We start from the raw sequence: 20,382 nt of genomic DNA on the forward strand, positions 1-20,382 counted from the left end.
GACCCCTTGCCGGACCCCCGCCGGACCCCGGCCCACCCCCGTAGCCCGACCGGAAACAGCCGCCGACCGAACGCGGTGGGCGGCCGATCGGGCAGGAGGCGGCCAAGACCGGGCACATTCGGGCAACGGGTTCCCGGTGGCGACGGCGGGCGGCAGGATCGCGCTGGCAGACCGTGACGGGCCGCCGTTTCCACCCACCCCACGGTCTGTCATGTCTTGGCCACCCGTCAACGACCGTGGGGGTGCCCGCTTGTCCGTGCCAGACGACCATCCTGCCGTTGACTGCCTCGCCGAGTTCGGGGCGCCCGACGACCTCGCCGACTTCGACGAGTTCCTGCGCGTGTGCGCCGAACTGACCGGCTTCGACGAGCCCGAGCTGCGCGCCACCGGCATGGCGCACGAGCACCACCGCACCACCCTGGCCCACCGGGTCCGCGACGACCACGCCCTGGTCCACCTCTGGTACGTCGGCTCCTGGCCGGGCGAGACGCCCAGCTCCGCCCGCGCCTACGACCAGGGCCTGGCCTGGCGGACCTTCCGCGCCGACCCGCCCGGCGCCGCCGCCCCCGGCCACGGCAGCTGGGCCGAGGCGCCCCGAGGGGCTGAGGAACGGTGACCGCCCGCTGGGACGTCGTCGTGGTCGGCGCCGGCTTCGCCGGAACGCTGGTCGCCCACCGCCTCGGCGCGCAGGGCCGGCGGGTCCTCGTCCTCGAAGCCGGCCGGACCGCGCCCTCCGGGCCCGAGACCGCCGCCGCCTTCCGCGCGGCCGGGGGCGGCCCGCCCACCTCGCCCTACCCGCACGACCCCGACGCCCCGTCCCTCGACGTCACCGACCTCACCGGGCTCCCCGGCGGCGGCTTCACCGCCACCGGACACCTCCGGCAGGACGGCCCGCTGCCGTACGCCAGCGGCTACCTGCGCGCCAACGGCGGCACCGGACTGCTCTGGACCGGCCTCACCCCGCGCATGCACCCCGAGGACTTCCGCACCGGCGACCTCGGCCGCGGCCGCAACTGGCCGATCGGCTACGACGACCTGGAGCCGTACTACCGCGCCGCCGAACACGAACTCGGCGTCGCCGCCGACGCCGGGGAGCAGCGCCGCGCCGTCGGACTGCCGATCCCGGACGACTACGCCTTCCCCATGCGGGCCATCCCGGCCAGCCATCTCGACCGCCGGCTCGCCCACGCCCTCGACGGCCGGACCGTCCGCGACCCCGCCATGCCCGGCCCCGCCCGGCTCGCCGTCGCCGGCACCCCGCACGCCCGCAACGGCCTGCCCACCCGGCCCGGCGACAGCTTCGGCCCGCCCTGCGCGGGCAGCGCCAGCTGCGTCCCGGTCTGCCCGACCGGCGCCAAGTACACGCCGCTGCGCACCCAGGCCCGCTGGGCGCCCTGCATCGAACTGCGCACCGGGGCCGTGGTGGCCAGGGTGCTCGCCGACCCGGTGACCGGGCGCGCCACCGGGGTCGAGTACCTGGCCGGCGGCGCGGCCCACCGGGTGGACGCGGACCTGGTCGTCCTCGCCGCGCACGCCGTCGAGAACGCCCGGCTGCTGCTCCTGTCCGGCCTGGCCAACCGCAGCGACCAGGTGGGCCGCAACCTGATGGACCACCCGGTGCTGCTCACCTGGGGGCTCATGCCCGGCCAGGTCGGCCCCTACCGGGGGCCCGGCTCCACCAGCGGCCTGGAGGCCTTCCGCTTCGGCCCGGGCCGCGCCCGCCGGGCCCCGTTCCGGATCGAGATCGGCAACTGGGGCTGGTCCTGGGCCGGTGGCTCCCCCGAGGCGGAGACGGCCGCGCTGCTGGCCGCCGGGCTGCGCGGCAAGGAGCTGCGGGCACGCCTCGGCGACCGGCTAGGCCGTCAGTTCTCGCTCCAGTTCGAACTGGAGCAGCCCGCCGACCCGGCCAACCGGGTCACCCTCGACCCGGACCGGCGCGATCCGCTCGGCCTCCCCGGCCCGGCCGTCCGCTACGACCTCGACGAGTACGTCCGCGCGGGCATGGTCTCGGCCCGGGCCGTCTCCGACCAGCTGTTCGCCCTGCTCGGCGCCGAGGACCACACCGCCTACCCGGCCGGTCCGCAGTGGCCGGGCCGCCTCGAACACCTGGGAACCGCCTACGGCTACCGGGGCGCGGGCCACGCCGGCGGCACCCACGTCATGGGCGACTCGCCCGGCACCTCCGTCGTCGACCACTGGCAGCGCTGCTGGGACCACCCCAACCTGTACGCCGTCGGGTGCGGCTCGATGCCCTCGCTCGGCACCTCCAACCCCTCGCTCACCATGGCCGCCCTCGCCCTGCGCAGCGCCGACCGGATCCACCAGGACCTGCTGGACCTGCACCGCCCGGTGCCCGTCGCCGGTACCCCTTCGTCCGTCGCTCCTTCGCTCGCCCTTCCGGAGACACCATGACCGGCCTGCCGCTCCCGCCCGTACCGGAGCCGTACCACCTGCCCTTCCACTACGGCGCGTTGCACAACATCGGCGTCGACTACCTCGTCGAGCCCGAGCGGGCGCGCGAGCTGCTCGGCAAGCGCCACCCCGGCCTGACCGCCGCCGTGTTCGACGGCGGGGCCTGCGTGTCCCTCAACTACCAGCTGTACTTCGCCCAGTACCCGAACGGTGGTGGCATCACCGAGGAGCTGGAGATCAACCTGGTCGCCCACCCGATGTTCGCCGGGGACCGCCTGCCCGTCCTCAACTACGGCCAGTACGCCCGGGGTTACGACCAGACCAAGCTGCTCGGCATCGCCCGCCTGCACGTCCTGTGCGACAACCCGCTCGCCATCGACGCCGGGCGCCGCCTGTACGCCGAGCCCAAGCACCCCGGCTGGTTCGAGACCGCGCTGCCCTCGCTCAACGCCCCCGCCGTGCGCGAGCGCTGGTCCGTCTCCTGTCGCCGGGCCACCCTCGGGGAGGACGGGCTGCGCCGCCACGACGAGCAACTCCTCGCCCTCGACGTGAACCTGATCGGCCTCACCGCCGAATCCGTCAACAACACCCCGATCACCGGCTACGGCACCGACGACGAGGGCAAGCTGCTCGCCGGCCCGCTCAACGTCTACCACCCCTACCGCTACTACGCCCTGGACGACCGCACCGCCGACCGCGTCCGGCTCGACCTCGGCAACCCCGCGGAGGAGTCCGCCCGCGACCTCGCCCACCTGATCGCCGACGCCCCGGCCGCCGGGGTCTGGACCTACCAGTCCCCGCCGGTCGCCGCCCACAACCGCGCCTACTACGTCCGGTGATGTGCCCGCCCGCCGGGGGTGGGCTACGGTCAGGGTCGACACCACCCGAGCGGGCGGGCAGCGGACCGCCGGCACCGTTCTCGTGTGCACCCCTGACCGCTCCGCCGCAGCTGGGGGTGTGCTCGTGAGTGTCCACTGACAAGGGTAGCCTTACCCACTGCGCAGGTGATCGGCAGTGGGGAGGGACCCTTGTTGGAATTCCGGCTGCTCGGACCGGTGGAAGTCCGGCGCGACGGGCAGTTCGTCGAGATCGGGCCACCGAAACGCCGGACCCTGCTGGCGATGCTGCTCCTCGCCAACGACGCGCTGGTCACGAACGACCGCCTCACCGACGCCCTGTGGGGCGAGCAGCCGCCCAGACACGCCAAGACCGTGATCCAGGGGCACGTCTCCCAACTCCGCCGGCTGCTGCACCCCGTGGGCCCGGTCACCATCGCCACCGCCTGCGACGGCTACCTCCTCCAGACGCCGGCCGACCGCATCGACGGCGAGCGGTTCCGCGCCGCCGTCGCCGAAGCGCGCACCGGCGACGGCGCACCGGCCGGGATCCCGGAGCTGCGCAAGGCCCTCGCGCTCTGGCGCGGCCCGGCGCTCGCCGGACTCTGCGGCACGCCCCCGGTCGTCGCCGCAGCAGCGGAACTGGAGGAGGCGAGGCTCGGCGCGGTGGAGGAGCTCGGCCAGGCGCTGACCGCCGGCCGGCGCGCCGAAGAGGCCGTCGCGGTGCTGCGCGGCCCGGCGGACCGGCATCCGCTGCGCGAGTCCCTGGTGGCGCTCCTGCTCGACGCCCTGCTGTCGACCAACCGGCAGGCCGAGGCCATCGAGCTCTACCACCGCACGGCCCGACTGCTCGGTGACGAACTGGGCGTCGACCCGGGCCCCGCGATGGTCGAGGCCTACGACCGGATCCTCGGCCCGCCACGCGCCGCCCGCCGACGTGAGGACACGCACCGGCCCGGGGGCCCCCACGGACAGCCCGGAGGCCTCCACGGTCAGGAGGCCGCGGACCGGCAGGAGGCCACCCGCCGCCAGGCGGACGCGCACCGCCGAGCCGACGCGCACCGTCAGGCGGACGCACACCGCGGCGCGGGACAGCCGGGCGCGCACGACCTGCGGCGACCGCTCCTGCTGCCCCGCCGACCGGCCGGCTTCACCGGGCGCAAGCGCGAACTCGCCGCCCTCGACGCGGCCGTGCGGCACGCCGCACACGACTCGCCCATCTGCCTGGTCACCGGGCCGGCCGGGATCGGCAAGAGCGCGCTGGTGGCCCACTGGGCCCAACAGGCCTCGGCGGACTTCCCGGACGGCGTGCTCTTCGCCCGGCTCGGCGGCTTCGTCGACACCGCCCCGATCGCCGACCCCGCCTTCGTCATCCGGGACTTCCTCGGCGCGCTCGGCATCCAGCCCGACGACATCCCGCAGAACACCGCCGCCGCCGAGGCGCTCTACCGCTCGCTGCTCCGGAACCGCCGCCTCCTGGTCATCCTCGACGACGCGCTGAGCTACGACCAGGTCCGCCCGCTGCTCCCCGGCGCCCAGGGCTGCGCCACCGTCGTCACCAGCCGCAACCGGCTGGAGAGCCTGGTCGCCGGCGACTGCGCCCGCCCGCTGCTGCTGGACCGGCTCGGGCCGGGGGAGGGCGAGGCACTGTTCGCCCGCATCCTCGGACCGGACCGGGTCGGAGCGGAGCCGGACGCGGCCGGGCGCCTGGTGCGGCTGTGCGACGGGCTGCCGCTGGCCCTGCGACTGGCGGCGGCCCGGCTGGCGGTGCGGCCCGAGCGCTCGCTCGGCGACGCGGTCGAGGAACTCCGCGACGGGCAGCGGCGGATCTCCTTCCTCGCGGTGGATGGCATCGACTTCGCCTCCGTCCTGCGCGTCAGCGTGGACCACCTCCCGCCCGACGCGGTCGCCGTCCTGCGGCTGCTGGCCCACCACTTCGGCCCCGACATCGACGTGGCGGCGGTCGCCGCGCTGGCGGACGACAGCCCGGCCGGCAGCCGCGCCGTGCTGGAACGCCTCGTCGCCGCCAACCTGGTGGAGGAACGGGGGCACGACCGCTACGCCCTGCACGGACTCATCCGGCTGTTCGCCCGCTCGCTCGGCCCCGCCCCCGGGGGCGACCGCCTCCTTCCGCTCCTCGACCACTACCTGTACGCCGCCCTGGCCGCCGCGAGTGCGGCGGTGGCGGGCAGCCAACCCTGCTGCCGGCTCCCGGAGGACTTCCGGACGCCGGTGTCGACGCCCGTCTTCGCCGACCGGGAGGAGGCGATGGCCTGGTACGCCAGGGAACGGCGCAACCTCGTCGCCGCCACCGCGGCGGCCGCCGCCGGCCGGCACCACCACCGGGCGTGGCGACTCGCCCTGCTGCTGTGGCCCCTGGTCGTCCAACAGCCCGGAGCCGACTGGGAGGCTCCGCTCGGCCACGCCCTCGGCTCCGCCGTCGAACTGGCCGAGGCCGACGCGGAATCCCGCGTCAGGAGCCTGCTCGGCTGGGTCCTCGGACAGAACGGCCGGTACGAGGAGGCCCTGCCGCACCTGCTGCGCGCACCCGACCTGGCCCGGCGCGCCGACGACACCGAGGGTGAGGCGATCGCCACCGCCAACCTGGCCCAGGCCCGGGAGGCACTCGGCGACACGAACCTGGCCGGCCTCGGCTACGAGCGGGCCGCGCAGCTCGCCCGCAGGGCCGGCAGCCCGCAGACCGAGATGCTCACGACCTATTACCTGGCCCGGTACCACCTGCTGAACGAGCGCCCGGCGAAGGCGCTCGCCCTCGCGCAGTGCGCGCTCGACCTCGCCCCGGAGGACCAGGTCGTCGCGCGCCGCGCGATGCTCCTGGACATTTGCGGGAGGGCCCTGGCCACCCTGGACCGCAACGGCGAGGCGTGGCACCACTTCGACCGCGCGGGCCGCCTCGCGGAACAGGACGGCTTCACCGCCGACGCCGCCGACTACTACGCGCGCGCCGCAGCGGTACGGCCCCAGGCACCGGCCCCAGACGCTCGCTCCAGGGGCCGGCTCACCCGGGAACGGGCGGCCCGCCCGGCCCGGTGAGCGCGGCCGGTACCTGATCGGCGGGCGGCGCCTGCCCGGCGGGCGCGGCGTCAGGCGCGCGGGCCCAACGGCCGGCGAGTACGGTGCCGGCCACCAGCTGGAGCTGGTGATACGCCATCAACGGCAGGACCAGCAGCCCGGCCTGGGGCCCGAAGAGCACGGTGGCCATCGGCAGGCCGTTCGCCAGGCTCTTCTGCGAGCCGCACAGCACCGCCGCGATGGTGGCCGGCCGGTCGAGCCCCAGCAGCCGTGCGCCGAGCCCGGTGACCGCGAGCGCGGCGGCCAGCAGGGCGAGCAGCACCGCGAGCAGGCCGAGCAGGGCGCCCGGGGTGGCCAGGCCCCAGCTGCCCTGGGCCGTCGCCGCGCTGAACGCGGTGTAGACGACGAGCAGGATCGAGCCCCGGTCCACCGGTGTCAGCACCCGTCTGTGCCGGGTGAGGAAGGCGCCGATCCACGGCCGCAGCACCTGCCCGAGCAGGAACGGCGCGAGCAGCTGGGCCCCGATCCGCAGCAGCCCCTCGGCCGACAGCGCGGTGTGCACGTCCAGGAGCCAGGCCGCCAGCAGCGGGGTCAGCAGCAGCCCGGCCAGGCTGGAGTACGTCCCGGCGCAGATCGCTGCCGGGACGCTGCCACCGGCGGCGCCGGTCAGCGCCACCGAGGACTGCACCGTCGACGGGAGCAGGCAGAGGAACAGCACCCCGGTCTGCAACTGCCCACTGAGCGGGACGGGCGTGAGCAGCGCGGTGGCCGCCCCGAGCAGCGGGAAGAGGCCGAAGGTGGCGGCGAGCACCAGCCCGTGCAGCCGCAGGTGGCGCAGCCCGGCCAGCGTCTCGCGGGCGGAGAGCCGGGCGCCGTAGAGGAAGAACAGCAGCGCCACCGCCAGGTTGCAGGCCATGGCCGCCACCCGCGCCGAGCCGCCGGTGGCCGGGAACAGGGCGGCCAGGCCGACCGTCCCGACGAGCGCGGCCAGGTACGGGTCGAGCCGGCGCGGCCACAGTCCGCGCCACCGGCCCCGGCGGACGGTGTCGTCGGTCATCCGCCACCCCCGATCGCCGCCCCGCCCGGGCCGGACCCGAGCAGGCCGCCCACCAGGGATCCGGCGCCGTCGTGGTCGCTGCCCGCCGAGCCGCTGCCGTTCTGGACGTTGGCCGTGCGGTCGATCTCCACCCAGGAGTCGGCGTTGGAGTTGTCGACGAGCGTGATCAGCCCCCCGCCCGCCGCCGCGGGCGCCGCCGCGCCGGCGAGCAGGGCGCACGCCCCGGCCAGCCCCAGCGCGGTGGCCCGCAGGACGGCGGCCGCCGGGGGCGGGGCGGGCCCGCGCAGCCCGGCCCTCACACCGTCACCCCCGCGAGCGCGCGCGAGCGCGCGATGTTCCGCTCCAGCAGTTCGGTGGACTCCCGCACGCCGATCTGCCGGCTCTCCCCGGCGTCGGCCGGCAGCCGCCCGTCGGCCACCTTCAGCCCGGCCAGCGCCTCGTCCATCGCCCGGTGGGCCGCGAACAGGCAGGGCGTGCTGTAGATCGCGACGTCCACCCCCAGCTCGGTCAGCTCGGAGAGCGACAGCCGGGGGGACTTGCCGCCGGCGATCTGGTTGAACAGCAGCGGCTTGTCGCCGACGACCCGCCGGATCCGCCGGATCCAGTCCTCGCTGCGCACCCCGTCGACCAGCACCACGTCGGCGTCGGTGGCGGCGAGGGCCCGGGCACGGCGCAGGATGTCCTCCTCCTCGGTGGCGTCGGTGCGGGCGACCACCAGGAGGTCCGTCCGGTTGGCGAGGACGAGGTCCAGCTTCTCCAGGTACTCCTCCAGCGGGAGGACCTGTTTGCCGTCGGCGTGGCCGCAGCGGCGCGGCCGTTTCTGGTCCTCCAGGATGACGCCGGACGCGCCGATGCGTTCGAGCCTGCGCACGACGTGGCAGGCGACCTCGGGATCGACGTAGCCGTCGTCGATGTCGACCAGGAGGTGGTGCCGAGGGAAGGCGCCGCGCAGCCGTTCGACGAAGCCGACCATGTCCGGCCAGGCGATGAACCCGATGTCGGGCAGTCCGTAGTAGGAGGCGGCGAAGCCGAATCCGGAGACGAACATGCCGTTGTAGTGCTCGGCCGCGATGGAGGCCGAGTACATGTCGTAGACGCCGATGAGGGGCGTGGCTCCCGGGCTCGCGATCTCCTCGCGGAGGCGCTGCCCGTGGCCCGACGCCGTGGTTCCGTGGAACAAGGCCTTCTCCTCACTCGTGGTGGCTTTGCCTGAACTTGGTCTTCCCTAGACCAAACTGAGATGCCATCACTATGTGGCCTTTAACGTTACGTGGGCAAATCTTTAAGGGAGATTCACTCATTCGAGTGAGGCGTTGAATTGAATATATGTCAGACATATGAAAAGGGCGGTGACGTGGAAGATCCACGCCACCGCCCTGATCAGGTCGGGCCCGGCCACCGGAGAGTCCCCCGCCCTCGGCGATGGGCGCGCAGCCGCAGCCGCAGCCGCAGCCGGGGGGCGGGGGGAGTTACGGGCGCGCGTCGGCGCGCCGGAGCGTCAGGACGCCGGAACGGGACGGACGGCGCGGCGCTCGCGCAGCGTCCGGAGCACCCGGCGGGTCGCCCGGGTGGCGACCGGCGGCAGCAGGTCCAGCGCCAGCCGGCGCGAGGTGGACTGCTGGACGGGGGCCTTCACCTGGTAGTTGAGCCGCAGCACCGGCTCCCCGGCGATGGTGTCGTCGTCCACCGTGTAGCCCTCGGCCCGCCAGTCGCGCGCGAGCAGGACCTGTCGGACGGCCGCGGCGTCGCCCCAGGTGCCGTAGAACTTCATCGGGGTGAGCAGCACCGGCCGCAGGCCGCCGGTGAAGACCGCCTCCCAGACCGCCGCCGACACGCCGGGAGTGTGCTCCGAGCGGTAGTCGTCCAGCGCCACGACGCCGTTCTCGGCGAGCGCCGCCTTGGTCACCGCGATGTCCCCGGCGACGTGCTCGTACAGGTGGGAGGCGTCGACGTGGACGAACCGGCAGCTCCCGGCCGGGATCCGGCCGTCGGCCAGCACCGAGGTGGGCGCCTGCACGATCTTCGGCAACTCGCCGTGGAAGGCGAGGTAGTTGGCCTCGAAGGCGCTCCGGGTGAGGGTCTTGCGGTAGGACATCGCCATCTCGGCGGCGTTGTCCGCGTCGCCCGCCTCGGAGTCGAACAGGTCGCAGACGGTCAGCCGTTCGCCGGTCTGGAGGTGGTCGCCCAGCAGGACGGCGCTGCGGCCGAGGTAGCTGCCGAGTTCGAGGATGTCGCCGGTGGCGCCCGCCGTGGTCTGGGCCGCCAGCAGGTGGCCGAAGGCCGCCCGGTCGAGACGGAAGAACCAGCCGGGGATGTCGTCCCGGGTCAGTGGCGCGGGGCGGGCAGCTGCGGTCTCGGCGGTGGGCACGGCGGCCTCCAGGAGGGCGGGTGGGGCGCGGTGGCGGGTTCACGCCGCGGAGGGACGCCGTGGACGTGAGGCCGATCATCATAGCGACGCGGAGGCCGGCTGGGAGCCGGTTCGCAGCGGCGCGATTTCGCGCGTTCGCGCTGCTGTACGAAGGCGCGCGCCGGGCCGCGTCCCGACCTCACGGGTCGGTGCGCCGGGTCGCGCCCCGGCTCCACGGGTCAGTGCGCCGGGCCGAGCCCCCGGCCTCACGGGGGCCGTCCAACTCGGCGATGGTCTCCGCCAGCCAGGCCCGCTCGGCCGCCGTGGAGGCCCGGGCGACCAGCAGCATGCCGCGCCGGAAGGGGTTCGGCTCCAGCTCGGCGGTGACCGCGCGGCCCTCGCCGTCGTAGAAGAAGCTGCTCGGCTCGTCCAGGAACGCCAGCCTGCGCCGGAGCACGGCCGCCTGCGCGGGCGGGTCGGCCAGGTGGTGCAGGAAGGCGGCGTGCGCGAAGAAGCGGATCTGGTCCGTGATCTCGGCCTGCTCCGGGTCGGCCAGCCGGCGCCGCAGCTCGGCCCGGCCCTCCTCGGTGAGCTCCAGCGTCTGGCGCGGTGCGGCCCCGCTGCCCGGTTCGGCGCGGCGGCGCAGCAGCCCGGCCTTCTCCAGCCTGGCGATGGCGGGGTAGAGCGCGCCGTCGCTGACCGGCCGGACGTGGCCGGTGAGGCCGGTGATCCGGGACTTGAGCTGGTAGCCGTGCAGCGGCTGGTCGTACAGGAAGCCGAGGATCGCGAGGGTCAGCACGGTCGAAGCCCTTTCGTCGGAGTGCGCCCTGTGGCGCGCCCCATCGTACCTCTTGTCGATGTGCCTCGATAAGAGGTATCTCTATTCGAGGTGAGCCACCGGCAGGCGGTGGCGGAACGGGGGAGGAAGCATGCACGGGCGTCCATCGCGACGACTGGCCGCACTGGCGGGACCGGTCTACGCCGAACTGCTGTCCGGCGTGATCGCCTCGGTGATCGGCACCTTCTGGGTGGCGGGCCTCGGCGGGGCGGCCGTCGCCGCCGTCACCCTGGCCGGCACCGTGGAGAACCTGCTGCTCGGGCTCGTCCTGGTGGTCGGCTCCGGCACCAGCGTGCGGCTCTCCCGCGCGCTCGGCGCCGGCGACCGCGACGACGCCGCCCGCACCACCCGCGCGGCCTGGCGGCTCTGCGCGGTGGGCAGCCTCGCGCTCGCCGTCCCCGGCTTCCTGCTGCGCGACCGCTTGGCCGGTGCCTTCCTGGACGGCGACGCCGCCACCCTCGCCGCCGACTACTTCACCGTCGCCTTCCCGGCGTTCGCCCTGTTCTTCGGCCAGCGCGTCGCCGACGAACTGTTCAAGGGCGCGGGCGACACCCGCACCCCGATGCGGACGGCCCTGCTGTCGAACGCGCTGCTGCTCGCCCTCGACCCGCTGCTCGTTCTCGGCGCCGGCCCGGTGCCCGCGCTCGGGGTGACGGGCGCCGCGCTGGCCCTGGCCGGCTCGCGGGCGGTCGCCCTCGCCGTCACCCTGCGGCTGCGGCCACGGCTGCCCGCACCCGCCGGGGGAACCGGCGCGGCGGTGGGCCGGATCGTCCGCGCGGGAGCGCCGTTCGGCCTGGACTTCACCGCCCGGATGGCCGTCGGCACGGCCCAACTCGCCCTGGTCGCGGACTTCGGCGTCGCGGCGGTGGCCGGGTACGGCGTCGGCTACCGGATCCTGCTGGTCGTCACCATGGCGTTCTACGCGCTCCGGCAGGCCGTCGCGATCGAGGCCGCCCGCCTCTCCGGCGCGGGCCGTGCCACCGCGCTCGGCGCGCTGCACCGCGCCACCGGACGCCTCGCCGCGCTCCTCGGCGCCGTCGCGGCGGTGCTGTCCGTGACGCTCGCCGCCCCGCTGACCGCGCTGTTCACCGACGACCCGGCGGTGGCCGGGCAGTCCGTCGGCTTCCTGCGGATGGCGGCGCTCCACCTTCTCCCGTACGCGCTGGTGGTCGCCCTCGGCGGGGTGTACCAGGCGGCGGGCGCCGGCCGACCGCTGGTGCTCTCCGTGCTGCTCGGCCTGGGCGCCCAACTCGCCGCCTCCGCAGCCCTGTCGGGGCCGCTCGGGGTGACCGGCGTGTGGGCGGGGCCGACCGTGGGCGCGGTCGTGCAGCTCGGCCTGCTGCTGCTCCTGGCCCGGCGCCGGCCCCGGCGGTCCGCGCCGTCGGCGGACCGGGGCGACCGGGCCCTGAAGCCGGTCGGATGATCGACTCCGGTCGCCCGGCTGTGCCACAGTGGAAGCCATGGGACCGACACTCGACGGGCGGCCGCTGCCGCCCCCGCACGCGGACGAACGCGCCATGCTGGAAGGCTGGTTGGAGTTCCACCGGGCGACTCTTGTGCAGAAGGTCGCCGGACTCGACGACCAGCAGGTCCGGTTGGCGGCCGTCCCGCCGTCGACGATGACGCTGCTCGGCCTGGTCCAGCACCTCGCCGAGGTCGAACGCACCTGGTACCAGCGGGTGCTGGCCGGCCGGGAGGCGCCGCCGCTGTACGGCGCGGACGGCGAGGGCGGCTACGCGCTCACCCCGGAGCGGGGGATGCCCGAGGCGCTGGCCGACTGGCGGGCGGAGGTCGAGCAGGGCCGCGAACTGGCCGCCGAGGCTTCGCTGGAGGACACCGGACGCCTCTCCGAGCGGGCGGCGGCCGTGTTCGGTTCGGAGACGGTCTCGCTGCGCTGGATCCTGGTGCACCTGATCGAGGAGTACGCCCGCCACAACGGCCACGCGGACCTGCTGCGGGAGAACATCGACGGCCTCACCGGCGTGTGACGGCTCCCCGGGGGAGGGCCCCGGGAGCCGGGCCGAGGTGGGCGTCCAGGGCGGCGCGCAGCAGCGGTTCGACATCCTCGCCGCCGGTGATGAGCCGCAGGCTGCCCCAGGCGCGCAGTTCGGCCAGGCCGTGCAGGTTCGCCCACAGCGCGGCGGCCGCCGGCCGCGTCGTCGCGGGCGATCCGGGCAGAATCGGAGGCATGGACGAAGGCGGAGAGGCGGCCTGCTGGCTGGACCGGGTCTGCCCGGAGTGCGGGCGCCCGCGCGAGCGGCCCGGGCCGCAACCGTGCGAGAACTGCGGGGCCGGGAGCCCGGACGGCGAGGCGGGGGCAGGGGCAGGGGCAAGGCAGCCCGCAGCCGGGGCCGCGCCGGATCGGGACGGCTGACCTCAGCTCCAGGAGGCCTGAACGACGGCCCGGAACGACAGCCCGGAACGGCTGGGCCCCGGTGCGGCCGGGCGGGCCCGACCGGGGCCGCAGGCGTACGGCGGGGTTCGGTCTGCTGCTACTACTGCGGAGGCTGGTCGCGGAACTGGTTCTTCGCCTGCTCCTGGGCGGCGTCCACCTGGCTGCTGTACTTGCCCTGGGTGCGCTCGTCGACGGCGTCGCCCGCCTTGTCGACGGCCCTGTCGGCCTGGTCCTCGTGGCCCTTCAGCAGGCCCTTGAGCTTATCCAACATGGACATCTGGTCACGCTCCTGGAAGAGACGGCCCCACCCCTCCAGGATCACCGCCTCCGCCGCCGTCCGCATCCCGCGGCCGCGCGGCGGCCTTGGCAACGTGATGCCGGTCATGTCAAATCGGGAGTTCACGGACCGCCGGAAGGAGTCGCCTTGAAGCCCCGAGCCCGTCGCCCGATCTCCCTGCCCCTCCGCCCGACCAGCCCGCTCGACCAGTCCACCCCGATACCGCACCAGCAGCGCCGGGACCAGCGCCCGCGCACTGCCACCGTCCGGAGCGCGGGCGCCGTCCTGACCGTCGCCGCCCTGGCCGCCCCGCTGCTGCTGGCCGGGGCCGGTGGTGCGGCCGCCGACCCGGACCCGGTACGCAGAGGCGAGCGGCTCGCCGCGCGCCTGGTCGAGGCCGCCGACGCCGAGAGCGCCCACGACACCCTGGCCGCGCTCCAGCGGATCGCCGACCGCAACGGCGGCACCCGGGTGGCCGGTTCGAAGGGGCACGACGAGTCCGCGCGCTACGTCTACGAGCAGGCCCGCCGGGCCGGGCTGAAGGTGTCCCGGCAGGAGTTCGAGTACACCTTCTTCGAGGCCCGCTCGGAGCGGCTGCAGGTGCTGTCCCCGCAGGTCGAGAGCATCCCGCTGATCGCCATGACGTACTCGTCCGGCGGCCCGGACGCGGGCCTGACCGCCGACCTGGCGGTCGCCCCGGTCAGTGCCGCGACAGGCTGCGCGCCCACCGACTACCCGGCCGGCGCGTTCACCGGCCGGATCGCGCTGATCCAGCGCGGCGGCTGCGGCTTCGCCGCCAAGCAGGCCGCGGCCGCGACGGCCGGCGCGGTGGGCGCGATCATCTACAACAACACCGACGGCGACCTCAACGGCACCCTCGGGGACCCTGCGGCCGGCCGGATCCCCGTCGGCGGGATCACCCGGGCAGCCGGGGAGGCGCTGGCCGCGAAGGCCGCCGCCGGCCAGGTCCGGCTGAACCTCGACATCCGCACCTTCATGGAGCCGCGCAAGACCTGGAACGTCATCGCCGAGACCCGGGGCGGCGACCCGGCCGACACCGTGATGGTCGGGGCGCACCTGGACTCCGTCCCGGCCGGGCCCGGCATCAACGACAACGGCTCCGGTGCGGCGGGCATCCTGGAGGTCGCGCGCAACCTGACCGTCCACCCGGTGAAGAACAAGGTCAGGTTCGCCTGGTGGTCCGCCGAGGAGTTCGGCCTCAAGGGCTCGGAGGCGTACGTGAAGTCGCTCTCCGAGGCGGACCGGAAGAAGATCAGGCTCTACCTCAACTTCGACATGATCGCCTCTCCCAACTACGCGCAGTTCGTCTACGACGGCTCGGGCAGCACCGGCGGCGGCGCCGGCCCCGAGGGTTCGGCGCAGATCGAGCGGGACCTCACCGGCTACCTGGACGGCCGGGGCCTGCCGCACGAGCCGACCGCCTTCAACGGCCGCTCCGACTACGGCCCGTTCATCGACGCGGGCATCCCGGCCGGCGGCACCGACACCGGCGCCGAGGTGGTCAAGTCGCAGGCGCAGGAGGACCGGTACGGCGGCACGGCGGGCGTGGCCTTCGACGCCTGCTACCACAAGGCCTGCGACGGCTTGAAGAACATCGACATGGACGCCTTCGACGTCAACATCGACGTGATCGCCCATGCCGTCGGCACCTACGCCTGGGACCTCTCCTCGCTGACCCGGCCCGTGCCGCCGCAGCGCCCCGCCGACCAGGCGGGTGGCGGCGGCGGTACGGGCGGGGGCCACGCCCACGAGGTGACGGCCTGACGCCCGGGTGGGCCCGCTGCCGTCCTCGGGCGGCGGGCCCACCCGCCCCATCCGCCGGCTCCGCCGTGCTCGTCCGCCATTCGGCCCCTCCTCCCGCTCGCACCCCCGGGCCCCGCCCCGGACCTCCCCCGGGCCCCGCCGCCGCCCGGCGAGGTCGCGAGCACCGTAGCCGAGGCCACTGACAATCCGGCCCCGGGCCGGGTACGGTGCCGCGCGGAGCGCATCCGCCGAGACCCGGTGGGTGCGTCGAACCCGGTCCTGACACCATGGGACCGAGATCACGAGCCGTGACACCCTCGGAGGAGTCAGCATCATGAGCACGCACTACGACGTCGTCGTCCTCGGCGCCGGCCCCGGCGGTTACACCGCCGCCGTCCGCTCCGCTCAGCTCGGCCTGAAGACCGCCGTCATCGAGGCCAAGTACTGGGGCGGCGTCTGCCTGAACGTCGGCTGCATCCCCTCCAAGGCCCTGCTGCGCAACGCCGAGCTCGCCCACATCTTCACCAAGGAGGCCAAGACCTTCGGCATCAAGGTCGAGGGCAAGGTGACCTTCGACTTCGGCGAGGCCTTCCGCCGCAGCCGCTCGGTGGCCGACGGCCGGGTCAAGGGCGTCCACTACCTGATGAAGAAGAACGGCATCACCGAGTACGACGGCCGGGGCACCTTCGTCGACGACCACACCCTCCAGGTCGCGCTCAGCGGCGGCGGCTTCGACGTCGTCACCTTCGACCACTGCGTCATCGCCACCGGTGCCACCACCCGGCTGCTGCCCGGCACCAGCCTGAGCGACCGCGTGGTCACCTACGAGGAGCAGATCCTCACCGAGCAGCTGCCGGAGAGCATCATCATCGCGGGCGCCGGCGCGATCGGCGTCGAGTTCGCGTACGTGCTGCACAACTACGGCGTGAAGGTCACCATCGTCGAGTTCCTGGACCGCGTGGTGCCGCTGGAGGACGTCGAGGTCTCCACCGAACTGGCCAAGCAGTACCGCAAGCTCGGCATCGAGGTGCTCACCTCCACCCGGGTCGAGTCGATCGACGACAGCGACCCGAACGCCAAGGTCAAGGTCACCGTCACCAGGGACGGCCGGCAGCAGGTGCTGGAGGCCGACAAGGTGCTCCAGGCGATCGGCTTCGCCCCGCGCGTCAACGGCTACGGCCTGGAGAACGCGGGCGTCAAGCTGACCGACCGCGGCGCCATCGCGGTGGACGGCCGCGGCCGCACCAGCGCCGGGCACATCTTCGCGATCGGCGACGTGACGGCCAAGCTGATGCTCGCGCACGCCGCCGAGACGATGGCCGTGATCGCCGCCGAGACCATCGGCGGGGCGGAGACCATGGAGGTCGACTTCGCCATGATCCCGCGCGCCACCTACTGCCAGCCGCAGATCGCCTCCTTCGGCTACACCGAGGCGCAGGCCCGCGAGCTGGGCCACGACGTCAAGGTCGCCAAGTTCCCGTTCACCGCCAACGGCAAGGCGCACGGCCTCGGCCACCCGATCGGCTTCGTCAAGGTCATCAGCGACGCCGAGCACGGCGAGCTGCTCGGCGCCCACCTGATCGGCCCCGAGGTCACCGAGCTGCTGCCCGAGCTGACCCTGGCCCAGCAGTGGGACCTCACCGTCCATGAGGTGGCCCGCAACGTGCACGCCCACCCCACCCTCGGCGAGGCGGTCAAGGAGGCCATCCACGGCCTCGCCGGCCACATGATCAACATGTGACGCGCGCACCGCGCGACGGCAGGGCCCGCCCGACCTCCCGGGCGGGCCCTGCCGTGTTCCGGCGGCCCCGGGCCCCGGCTCCGGCGGCGGGTCAGGCCGACTCGTCCGGCGCCAGGGCGAGGTAGGTGAGCACCGCGCCGAGGGCGGACAGCGCGGCGAGGACCAGCCCGAGGACGTGCAGGGCGTCGGTGAACCCGGCGGCCAGGGCGGCCTGGTGCGCCGCGGCCACCCTGCCCTGGACGGCCTGCCCCGCGAGCCGCGCCGCCTCGTCGGCGGCGAGGCCGCCGCCGCCCAGGTGCGCGGCGGTCAGCGTGCCGAGCAGCGCGGCGGCCCCGGAGACGGCCACGGACTCCCCGGTGATCCGCATCGTGTTGAAGACGCCCGCGGCGGCCCCGGCCTGCTCGGCGGGAACGGTGCCGACGGCCGCGTCGTCCATCACCCCGAAGGCCAGCCCGACCCCCGCCCCGAACGGCAGCAGCGGCACCGCCAGCGCGAGCCACGATCCGTCGCCGCGCACCGTCACCAGCAGCAGGGCGCCCGCCGCGATCAGCGCGGAGGCGGCGGTCAGCACCGCCCGGACGGAGACGGTGGCGGCGAGGCGCCCGGCCACCAACGGCAACAGGAGGACGGGCACCGTCATCGGCAGCAGGAGCAGACCGCTGGTCAGGACGCTCCTGCCGCCCACGCCCTGGAGGTAGGCCGGGAGGTGGACCAGCAGCACGACGAACCCCAGGGTGACGGTGAACGGCTGGCACACCACGGCGAGGAACTCGGGCCTGCGGAACAGCCGGACGTCGACCATGGCGCGCCCGGCCCGGCGGACCTCCACCCCGGCGAACAGGACCAGCAGCAGCACCGCACCCGCCAGCGGCAGCAGCGTGCCCGGCGCCGTCCAGCCGACGGTGCCGGCCTGCACGAGCGCGTACGACAGCGCGGCGAGCCCGCCGGTGAAGCAGACCACCCCGGGCAGGTCGATCCCCGGGTGGTCCGGGTTGCGGGACTCCGGGGCCCGGGTGGCGCACAGCCACGCGGGCAGGGCCAGGACGGCGACGAACAGGAAGACCGACCGCCAGCCGGCCGCCTCCACCAGCAGGCCGGCGGCCGGCGGCCCGATCGCCAGGCCGGTGCCGAAGGAGGTGCCCAGGATCCCGAACGCGAGCCGTCGGCGCCGCCCGGAGGTGGACTGCGCCAGGACCGCCGCGCCCGCCGCCAGCACGGCGGCCGCCCCGCACCCCTGCACCGCCCGGGCGGCGTCGGCCACGGCCATCGACGGCGCGAGCGCCACCACCGCGGACAGCGCGCCGACCAGCGCGATCCCCGACAGCAGCACGCGCCGCCGGCCGATCCGGTCCGCGAGGCCGCCGGCCGCCAGCGGCAGGGCGGCGAAGGTGAGGTTGAAGGCGTTCAGCATCCACTGGGCGGCGCCCACCGAGGAGCCCAACTGCGCGGTCATGCTGGGCAGCGCCACGGCGGCCCCGGTCACCGAGAACGGCAGCATCATGCTGGCGCAGCCGACCGCGGTGACGGTCGCCCAGTAGCCGCCCGGACCGCCGGCGGTACGCGGTGGGGGAGCGGCCGTGCCCGCCGGGTGCTCGGTCCGGGGCGGCGCGGCGCGGCGGGCGCCTTCGGGACGGGCGTCGTCGGGACGGGCGCCTTCGGGACGGGCGTCGTCGAGGCGGGGAGAGACAGTCATGGCCCCGATCGTTCGCGGGCGCCGCCGCCGGATGAAGAGAGCGCCGTTCCCTGGGTGTGACAGGGCCACCCTCCGGCCCCCGCACCCCCGGCCGGGCGCCCCATACTGGAACGCATGGCCGAACCGATCACGCTCGCCGCCAGCCTCGGCGACTACCTGCGCACCCGGCGGGCGCTGGTGTCACCCGCGCAGGCGGGGCTGCCGCCGACCGGTCGCCGCCGGGTGCCCGGCCTGCGGCGCGAGGAGGTCGCCGAACTGGTCGGCCTCAGCACCGACTACTACGTCCGGCTGGAACAGGGCCGCGCCGAGCGCCCGTCCGACGAGGTGCTCGACGCGCTCGGCCGCGCCCTGCGGCTCGGCCCCGCCGAGCGCGCCCACCTGTACGACCTGGCCCGCCCGCCCCGCCGCTCGGCGGCCAGGGCGGCGGGCGTCGGACGGGACGGCGACGCCCTGCGCCCCGCCCTGCGGCGGGTCGTGGAGGCGATGCCGACCACCCCCGCGCTGATCATGAACGACCGCAACGACGTCCTGGCGTGGAACCGGCCGGCCGCCGCGCTGATCGCCGACTTCCCCGAACTCCCGCCGCGCGAACGCAACCTGGCCCGCCGGATCTTCCTCGACCCGGGCGCGCCGGACGTCCACCTGGACTGGGAGGACACCGCGCGCACCACCGTCGGCATCCTGCGGATGGCCTCCGGCCGGCAGCCGCACGATCCCGAACTCGTGCGCCTGATCGGCGAACTGGCACTCGGCAGCGCCGCCTTCCGCCGGCTGTGGGCCGGCCACCACGTGCACGAGAAGACCCACGGTCCCAAGCGCTTCCGGCACCCCGTGGTCGGCGACGTGACGCTCGACTACGAGACCTTCCAGGTGCCCGGCGCCGCGCGCCACCTCCTGGTCGTCTACACGGCCGCGCCCGGGAGCCCGGCCGAGGAGGCGCTCGCCTTCCTCGGCGGCTTCGCGGCCGCCGCCCCGGGCAGGTGAGCCGGGGCCGCCCGGCCCGGGCCTGAACCGCCGCGGGCCTGAACCGCCGCGGGCCTGAACCGCTTCGGCCTTGAACCGCTCCGGGCCCGATTCGCTCCGACGCGGAGCCGCCGTCGTCGCCCCGCCGTGCATGGCGGGCTCGTGGACGGAGTCGGAACGGCGGGATCTCCGCAGGCTGGGCGCGTACATGACGCCTGGTGGGGCGGGTGGAGAACCCTTGACGAGGGGTGGGTTCTCTGCGAATCTCTCGGCAGGTTTGGACCAAGGTCTTTTTCGCGGGGGAGAAGACCGGCTCCGGCCCGGGCGTGCGCAGGGGGGATCTGGGCGGCCGGGAGGGTGGGGGCCGGTGCGGCCGGTCGGCCGGCCAGGGGTGGGCCGGGCGGTATTCGGTGGCCGCGTCACCAGCGGATCCGTGGCGGCAGCGTCGCTGCCCGGTCGCGCGCCCCTACCGTTTCGCCGACTGCCGAATCGAGCCGCAGATGCCTGAGTCGTTCCCCGTGCCCGCGTCGTCCTTCCAGCAGGGCATCTGGCTCACCGAGCAACTCGGGCCCGTGCACGGGGCGTTCCAGATGCCCGTCCGGATCTCCTTCGACCGGGTCGACGTCGAGGCGCTCGGCCGGGCGGTGTCCGTGCTGGCGGACCGTCACAGCGCGCTGTCCGTGGTGTTCGTGGAGCGCGACGGCAAGGTCCTGCTGGAGCGGGGGCCCGCCCCGGGCCTGGAGGTGGTCGACGCCTCCGGGGACCGCGCGGAGGACCTGGAGAAGCGGCTGGCCGAGGAGGTGGCGCGGCCGTTCGACCTGCCGGCCGGACCGCCGGCGCGGTTCACCCTCTACCGCCGCGGGGGCGGGGCGGCGGAGCTGCTGATCGTCGTTCACCACGCGGTGTTCGACGGGGAGTCGAAGGACGTCCTGGTCGCGGGCCTCGCCGAGGCCTGTGCCGAGGCCTGTGCCGAGGTCTGCGACGGGGTCGAGGCCGTCACGCCGCCCGCCCCGCCCTCTTCGCCCG

General features: G+C 75.0%; 16 protein-coding genes and 2 pseudogenes. 10 read left to right on the plus strand and 8 right to left on the minus strand.

The genetic code is table 11. The features are described from left to right. Positions 1–256: 256 nt before the first annotated feature. The 4 genes from ACFVTF_RS25905 (at position 257) to ACFVTF_RS25920 (ending at position 6,302) form a co-directional block, all read left to right on the plus strand. Entirely contained in the window at positions 257–616 is a 360-nt protein-coding gene (locus tag ACFVTF_RS25905; protein ID WP_387816858.1) for a hypothetical protein, read from the plus strand. Further along, positions 613–2,412: a GMC family oxidoreductase gene (locus tag ACFVTF_RS25910; protein ID WP_387816859.1), complete on the plus strand. Its 1,800-nt coding sequence runs from the start codon at positions 613–615 to the stop codon at positions 2,410–2,412. The genes ACFVTF_RS25905 and ACFVTF_RS25910 overlap by 4 nt, the downstream gene beginning before the upstream one ends. Next, the gene (locus ACFVTF_RS25915) at positions 2,409–3,251 is read left to right on the plus strand and encodes a hypothetical protein (protein ID WP_371515572.1); all 843 of its coding nucleotides are present in this window, start codon (positions 2,409–2,411) and stop codon (positions 3,249–3,251) included. Before ACFVTF_RS25910 ends, ACFVTF_RS25915 begins: the two co-directional genes overlap by 4 nt. A gap of 189 nt (positions 3,252–3,440) precedes the next feature. Continuing rightward, complete coding sequence (locus ACFVTF_RS25920) at positions 3,441–6,302, plus strand: BTAD domain-containing putative transcriptional regulator (RefSeq protein ID WP_387816860.1); 2,862 nt, start codon at positions 3,441–3,443, stop codon at positions 6,300–6,302. On the opposite strand, the gene ACFVTF_RS25925 is transcribed toward ACFVTF_RS25920, so the two are convergent. From ACFVTF_RS25925 to ACFVTF_RS25945, 5 genes are all read right to left on the minus strand, one after another. Further along, positions 6,268–7,338: a bile acid:sodium symporter family protein gene (locus ACFVTF_RS25925; RefSeq protein ID WP_387816861.1), complete on the minus strand. Its 1,071-nt coding sequence runs from the start codon at positions 7,336–7,338 to the stop codon at positions 6,268–6,270. The genes ACFVTF_RS25920 and ACFVTF_RS25925 overlap by 35 nt on opposite strands. Beyond that, positions 7,335–7,637: a hypothetical protein gene (locus ACFVTF_RS25930; RefSeq protein ID WP_387816862.1), complete on the minus strand. Its 303-nt coding sequence runs from the start codon at positions 7,635–7,637 to the stop codon at positions 7,335–7,337. Before ACFVTF_RS25930 ends, ACFVTF_RS25925 begins: the two co-directional genes overlap by 4 nt. Next, a complete protein-coding gene (locus tag ACFVTF_RS25935; RefSeq protein ID WP_387816863.1) occupies positions 7,634–8,518 on the minus strand; it encodes an oxaloacetate decarboxylase in 885 nt (294 codons plus the stop codon). Before ACFVTF_RS25935 ends, ACFVTF_RS25930 begins: the two co-directional genes overlap by 4 nt. Before the next feature lie 318 nt (positions 8,519–8,836). Beyond that, on the minus strand, positions 8,837–9,706 hold the full coding sequence (locus tag ACFVTF_RS25940) for a class I SAM-dependent methyltransferase (protein ID WP_387816864.1): 870 nt from the start codon (positions 9,704–9,706) through the stop codon (positions 8,837–8,839). Positions 9,707–9,884: 178 nt separating this feature from the next. After that, entirely contained in the window at positions 9,885–10,484 is a 600-nt protein-coding gene (locus tag ACFVTF_RS25945; protein ID WP_387816865.1) for a PadR family transcriptional regulator, read from the minus strand. 130 nt (positions 10,485–10,614) lie between these two features. Here ACFVTF_RS25945 and ACFVTF_RS25950 point away from each other — a divergent pair, with 130 nt between their 5' ends. Beyond that, positions 10,615–11,946 carry an MATE family efflux transporter gene (locus tag ACFVTF_RS25950; protein WP_387816866.1) on the plus strand — a complete coding sequence of 444 codons (1,332 nt, stop codon included), beginning with the start codon at positions 10,615–10,617 and terminating at the stop codon, positions 11,944–11,946. A 37-nt stretch (positions 11,947–11,983) separates the two neighbouring features. Beyond that, positions 11,984–12,511 (plus strand): DinB family protein, encoded by a 528-nt coding sequence (locus tag ACFVTF_RS25955; protein WP_387816867.1) that lies wholly within the window; start codon positions 11,984–11,986, stop codon positions 12,509–12,511. On the opposite strand, the pseudogene ACFVTF_RS25960 reads toward ACFVTF_RS25955, so the two are convergent. After that, positions 12,498–12,677 (minus strand): annotated as a pseudogene (locus ACFVTF_RS25960) (hypothetical protein); the annotation flags it as partial. The gene ACFVTF_RS25955 and the pseudogene ACFVTF_RS25960 overlap by 14 nt on opposite strands. 341 nt (positions 12,678–13,018) lie before the next feature. Beyond that, positions 13,019–13,195, minus strand: coding sequence for an antitoxin (locus ACFVTF_RS25965; RefSeq protein ID WP_350881782.1), 177 nt, complete (start codon positions 13,193–13,195; stop codon positions 13,019–13,021). Positions 13,196–13,480: 285 nt separating this feature from the next. Between ACFVTF_RS25965 and ACFVTF_RS25970 the strand changes: the two genes are divergently transcribed. After that, entirely contained in the window at positions 13,481–14,980 is a 1,500-nt protein-coding gene (locus tag ACFVTF_RS25970; protein WP_387816910.1) for a M28 family peptidase, read from the plus strand. A gap of 313 nt (positions 14,981–15,293) precedes the next feature. Next, on the plus strand, positions 15,294–16,700 hold the full coding sequence (gene lpdA, locus ACFVTF_RS25975; RefSeq protein WP_371515562.1) for a dihydrolipoyl dehydrogenase: 1,407 nt from the start codon (positions 15,294–15,296) through the stop codon (positions 16,698–16,700). 91 nt (positions 16,701–16,791) lie between these two features. Here lpdA and ACFVTF_RS25980 read toward each other — a convergent pair whose 3' ends face one another. After that, on the minus strand, positions 16,792–18,393 hold the full coding sequence (locus tag ACFVTF_RS25980) for an MFS transporter (protein WP_387816868.1): 1,602 nt from the start codon (positions 18,391–18,393) through the stop codon (positions 16,792–16,794). Positions 18,394–18,507: 114 nt separating this feature from the next. On the opposite strand from ACFVTF_RS25980, the gene ACFVTF_RS25985 reads away from it, so the two are divergent. After that, complete coding sequence (locus ACFVTF_RS25985) at positions 18,508–19,377, plus strand: helix-turn-helix transcriptional regulator (RefSeq protein ID WP_387816869.1); 870 nt, start codon at positions 18,508–18,510, stop codon at positions 19,375–19,377. Positions 19,378–19,856: 479 nt separating this feature from the next. Continuing rightward, positions 19,857–20,258, plus strand: a pseudogene (locus tag ACFVTF_RS25990) (condensation domain-containing protein); the annotation flags it as partial. Positions 20,259–20,382 lie beyond the last annotated feature (124 nt).

It is taken from the genome of Kitasatospora sp. NPDC057940 (genome assembly GCF_042887425.1).
Taxonomy (GTDB): Bacteria; Actinomycetota; Actinomycetes; order Streptomycetales; family Streptomycetaceae; genus Kitasatospora.

What these genes read in the sequence shown, in the direction of transcription:
- ACFVTF_RS25915 (WP_371515572.1), top strand. Translation starts at nt 2,409, where the DNA reads ATGACCGGCCTGCCGCTCCCGCCCGTACCGGAGCCGTACCACCTGCCC.
- ACFVTF_RS25925 (WP_387816861.1), bottom strand. Translation starts at nt 7,338, where the DNA reads ATGACCGACGACACCGTCCGCCGGGGCCGGTGGCGCGGACTGTGGCCG.
- ACFVTF_RS25950 (WP_387816866.1), top strand. Translation starts at nt 10,615, where the DNA reads ATGCACGGGCGTCCATCGCGACGACTGGCCGCACTGGCGGGACCGGTC.
- ACFVTF_RS25955 (WP_387816867.1), top strand. Translation starts at nt 11,984, where the DNA reads ATGGGACCGACACTCGACGGGCGGCCGCTGCCGCCCCCGCACGCGGAC.
- ACFVTF_RS25965 (WP_350881782.1), bottom strand. Translation starts at nt 13,195, where the DNA reads ATGTCCATGTTGGATAAGCTCAAGGGCCTGCTGAAGGGCCACGAGGAC.
- lpdA (WP_371515562.1), top strand. Translation starts at nt 15,294, where the DNA reads ATGAGCACGCACTACGACGTCGTCGTCCTCGGCGCCGGCCCCGGCGGT.
- ACFVTF_RS25980 (WP_387816868.1), bottom strand. Translation starts at nt 18,393, where the DNA reads ATGACTGTCTCTCCCCGCCTCGACGACGCCCGTCCCGAAGGCGCCCGT.
- ACFVTF_RS25985 (WP_387816869.1), top strand. Translation starts at nt 18,508, where the DNA reads ATGGCCGAACCGATCACGCTCGCCGCCAGCCTCGGCGACTACCTGCGC.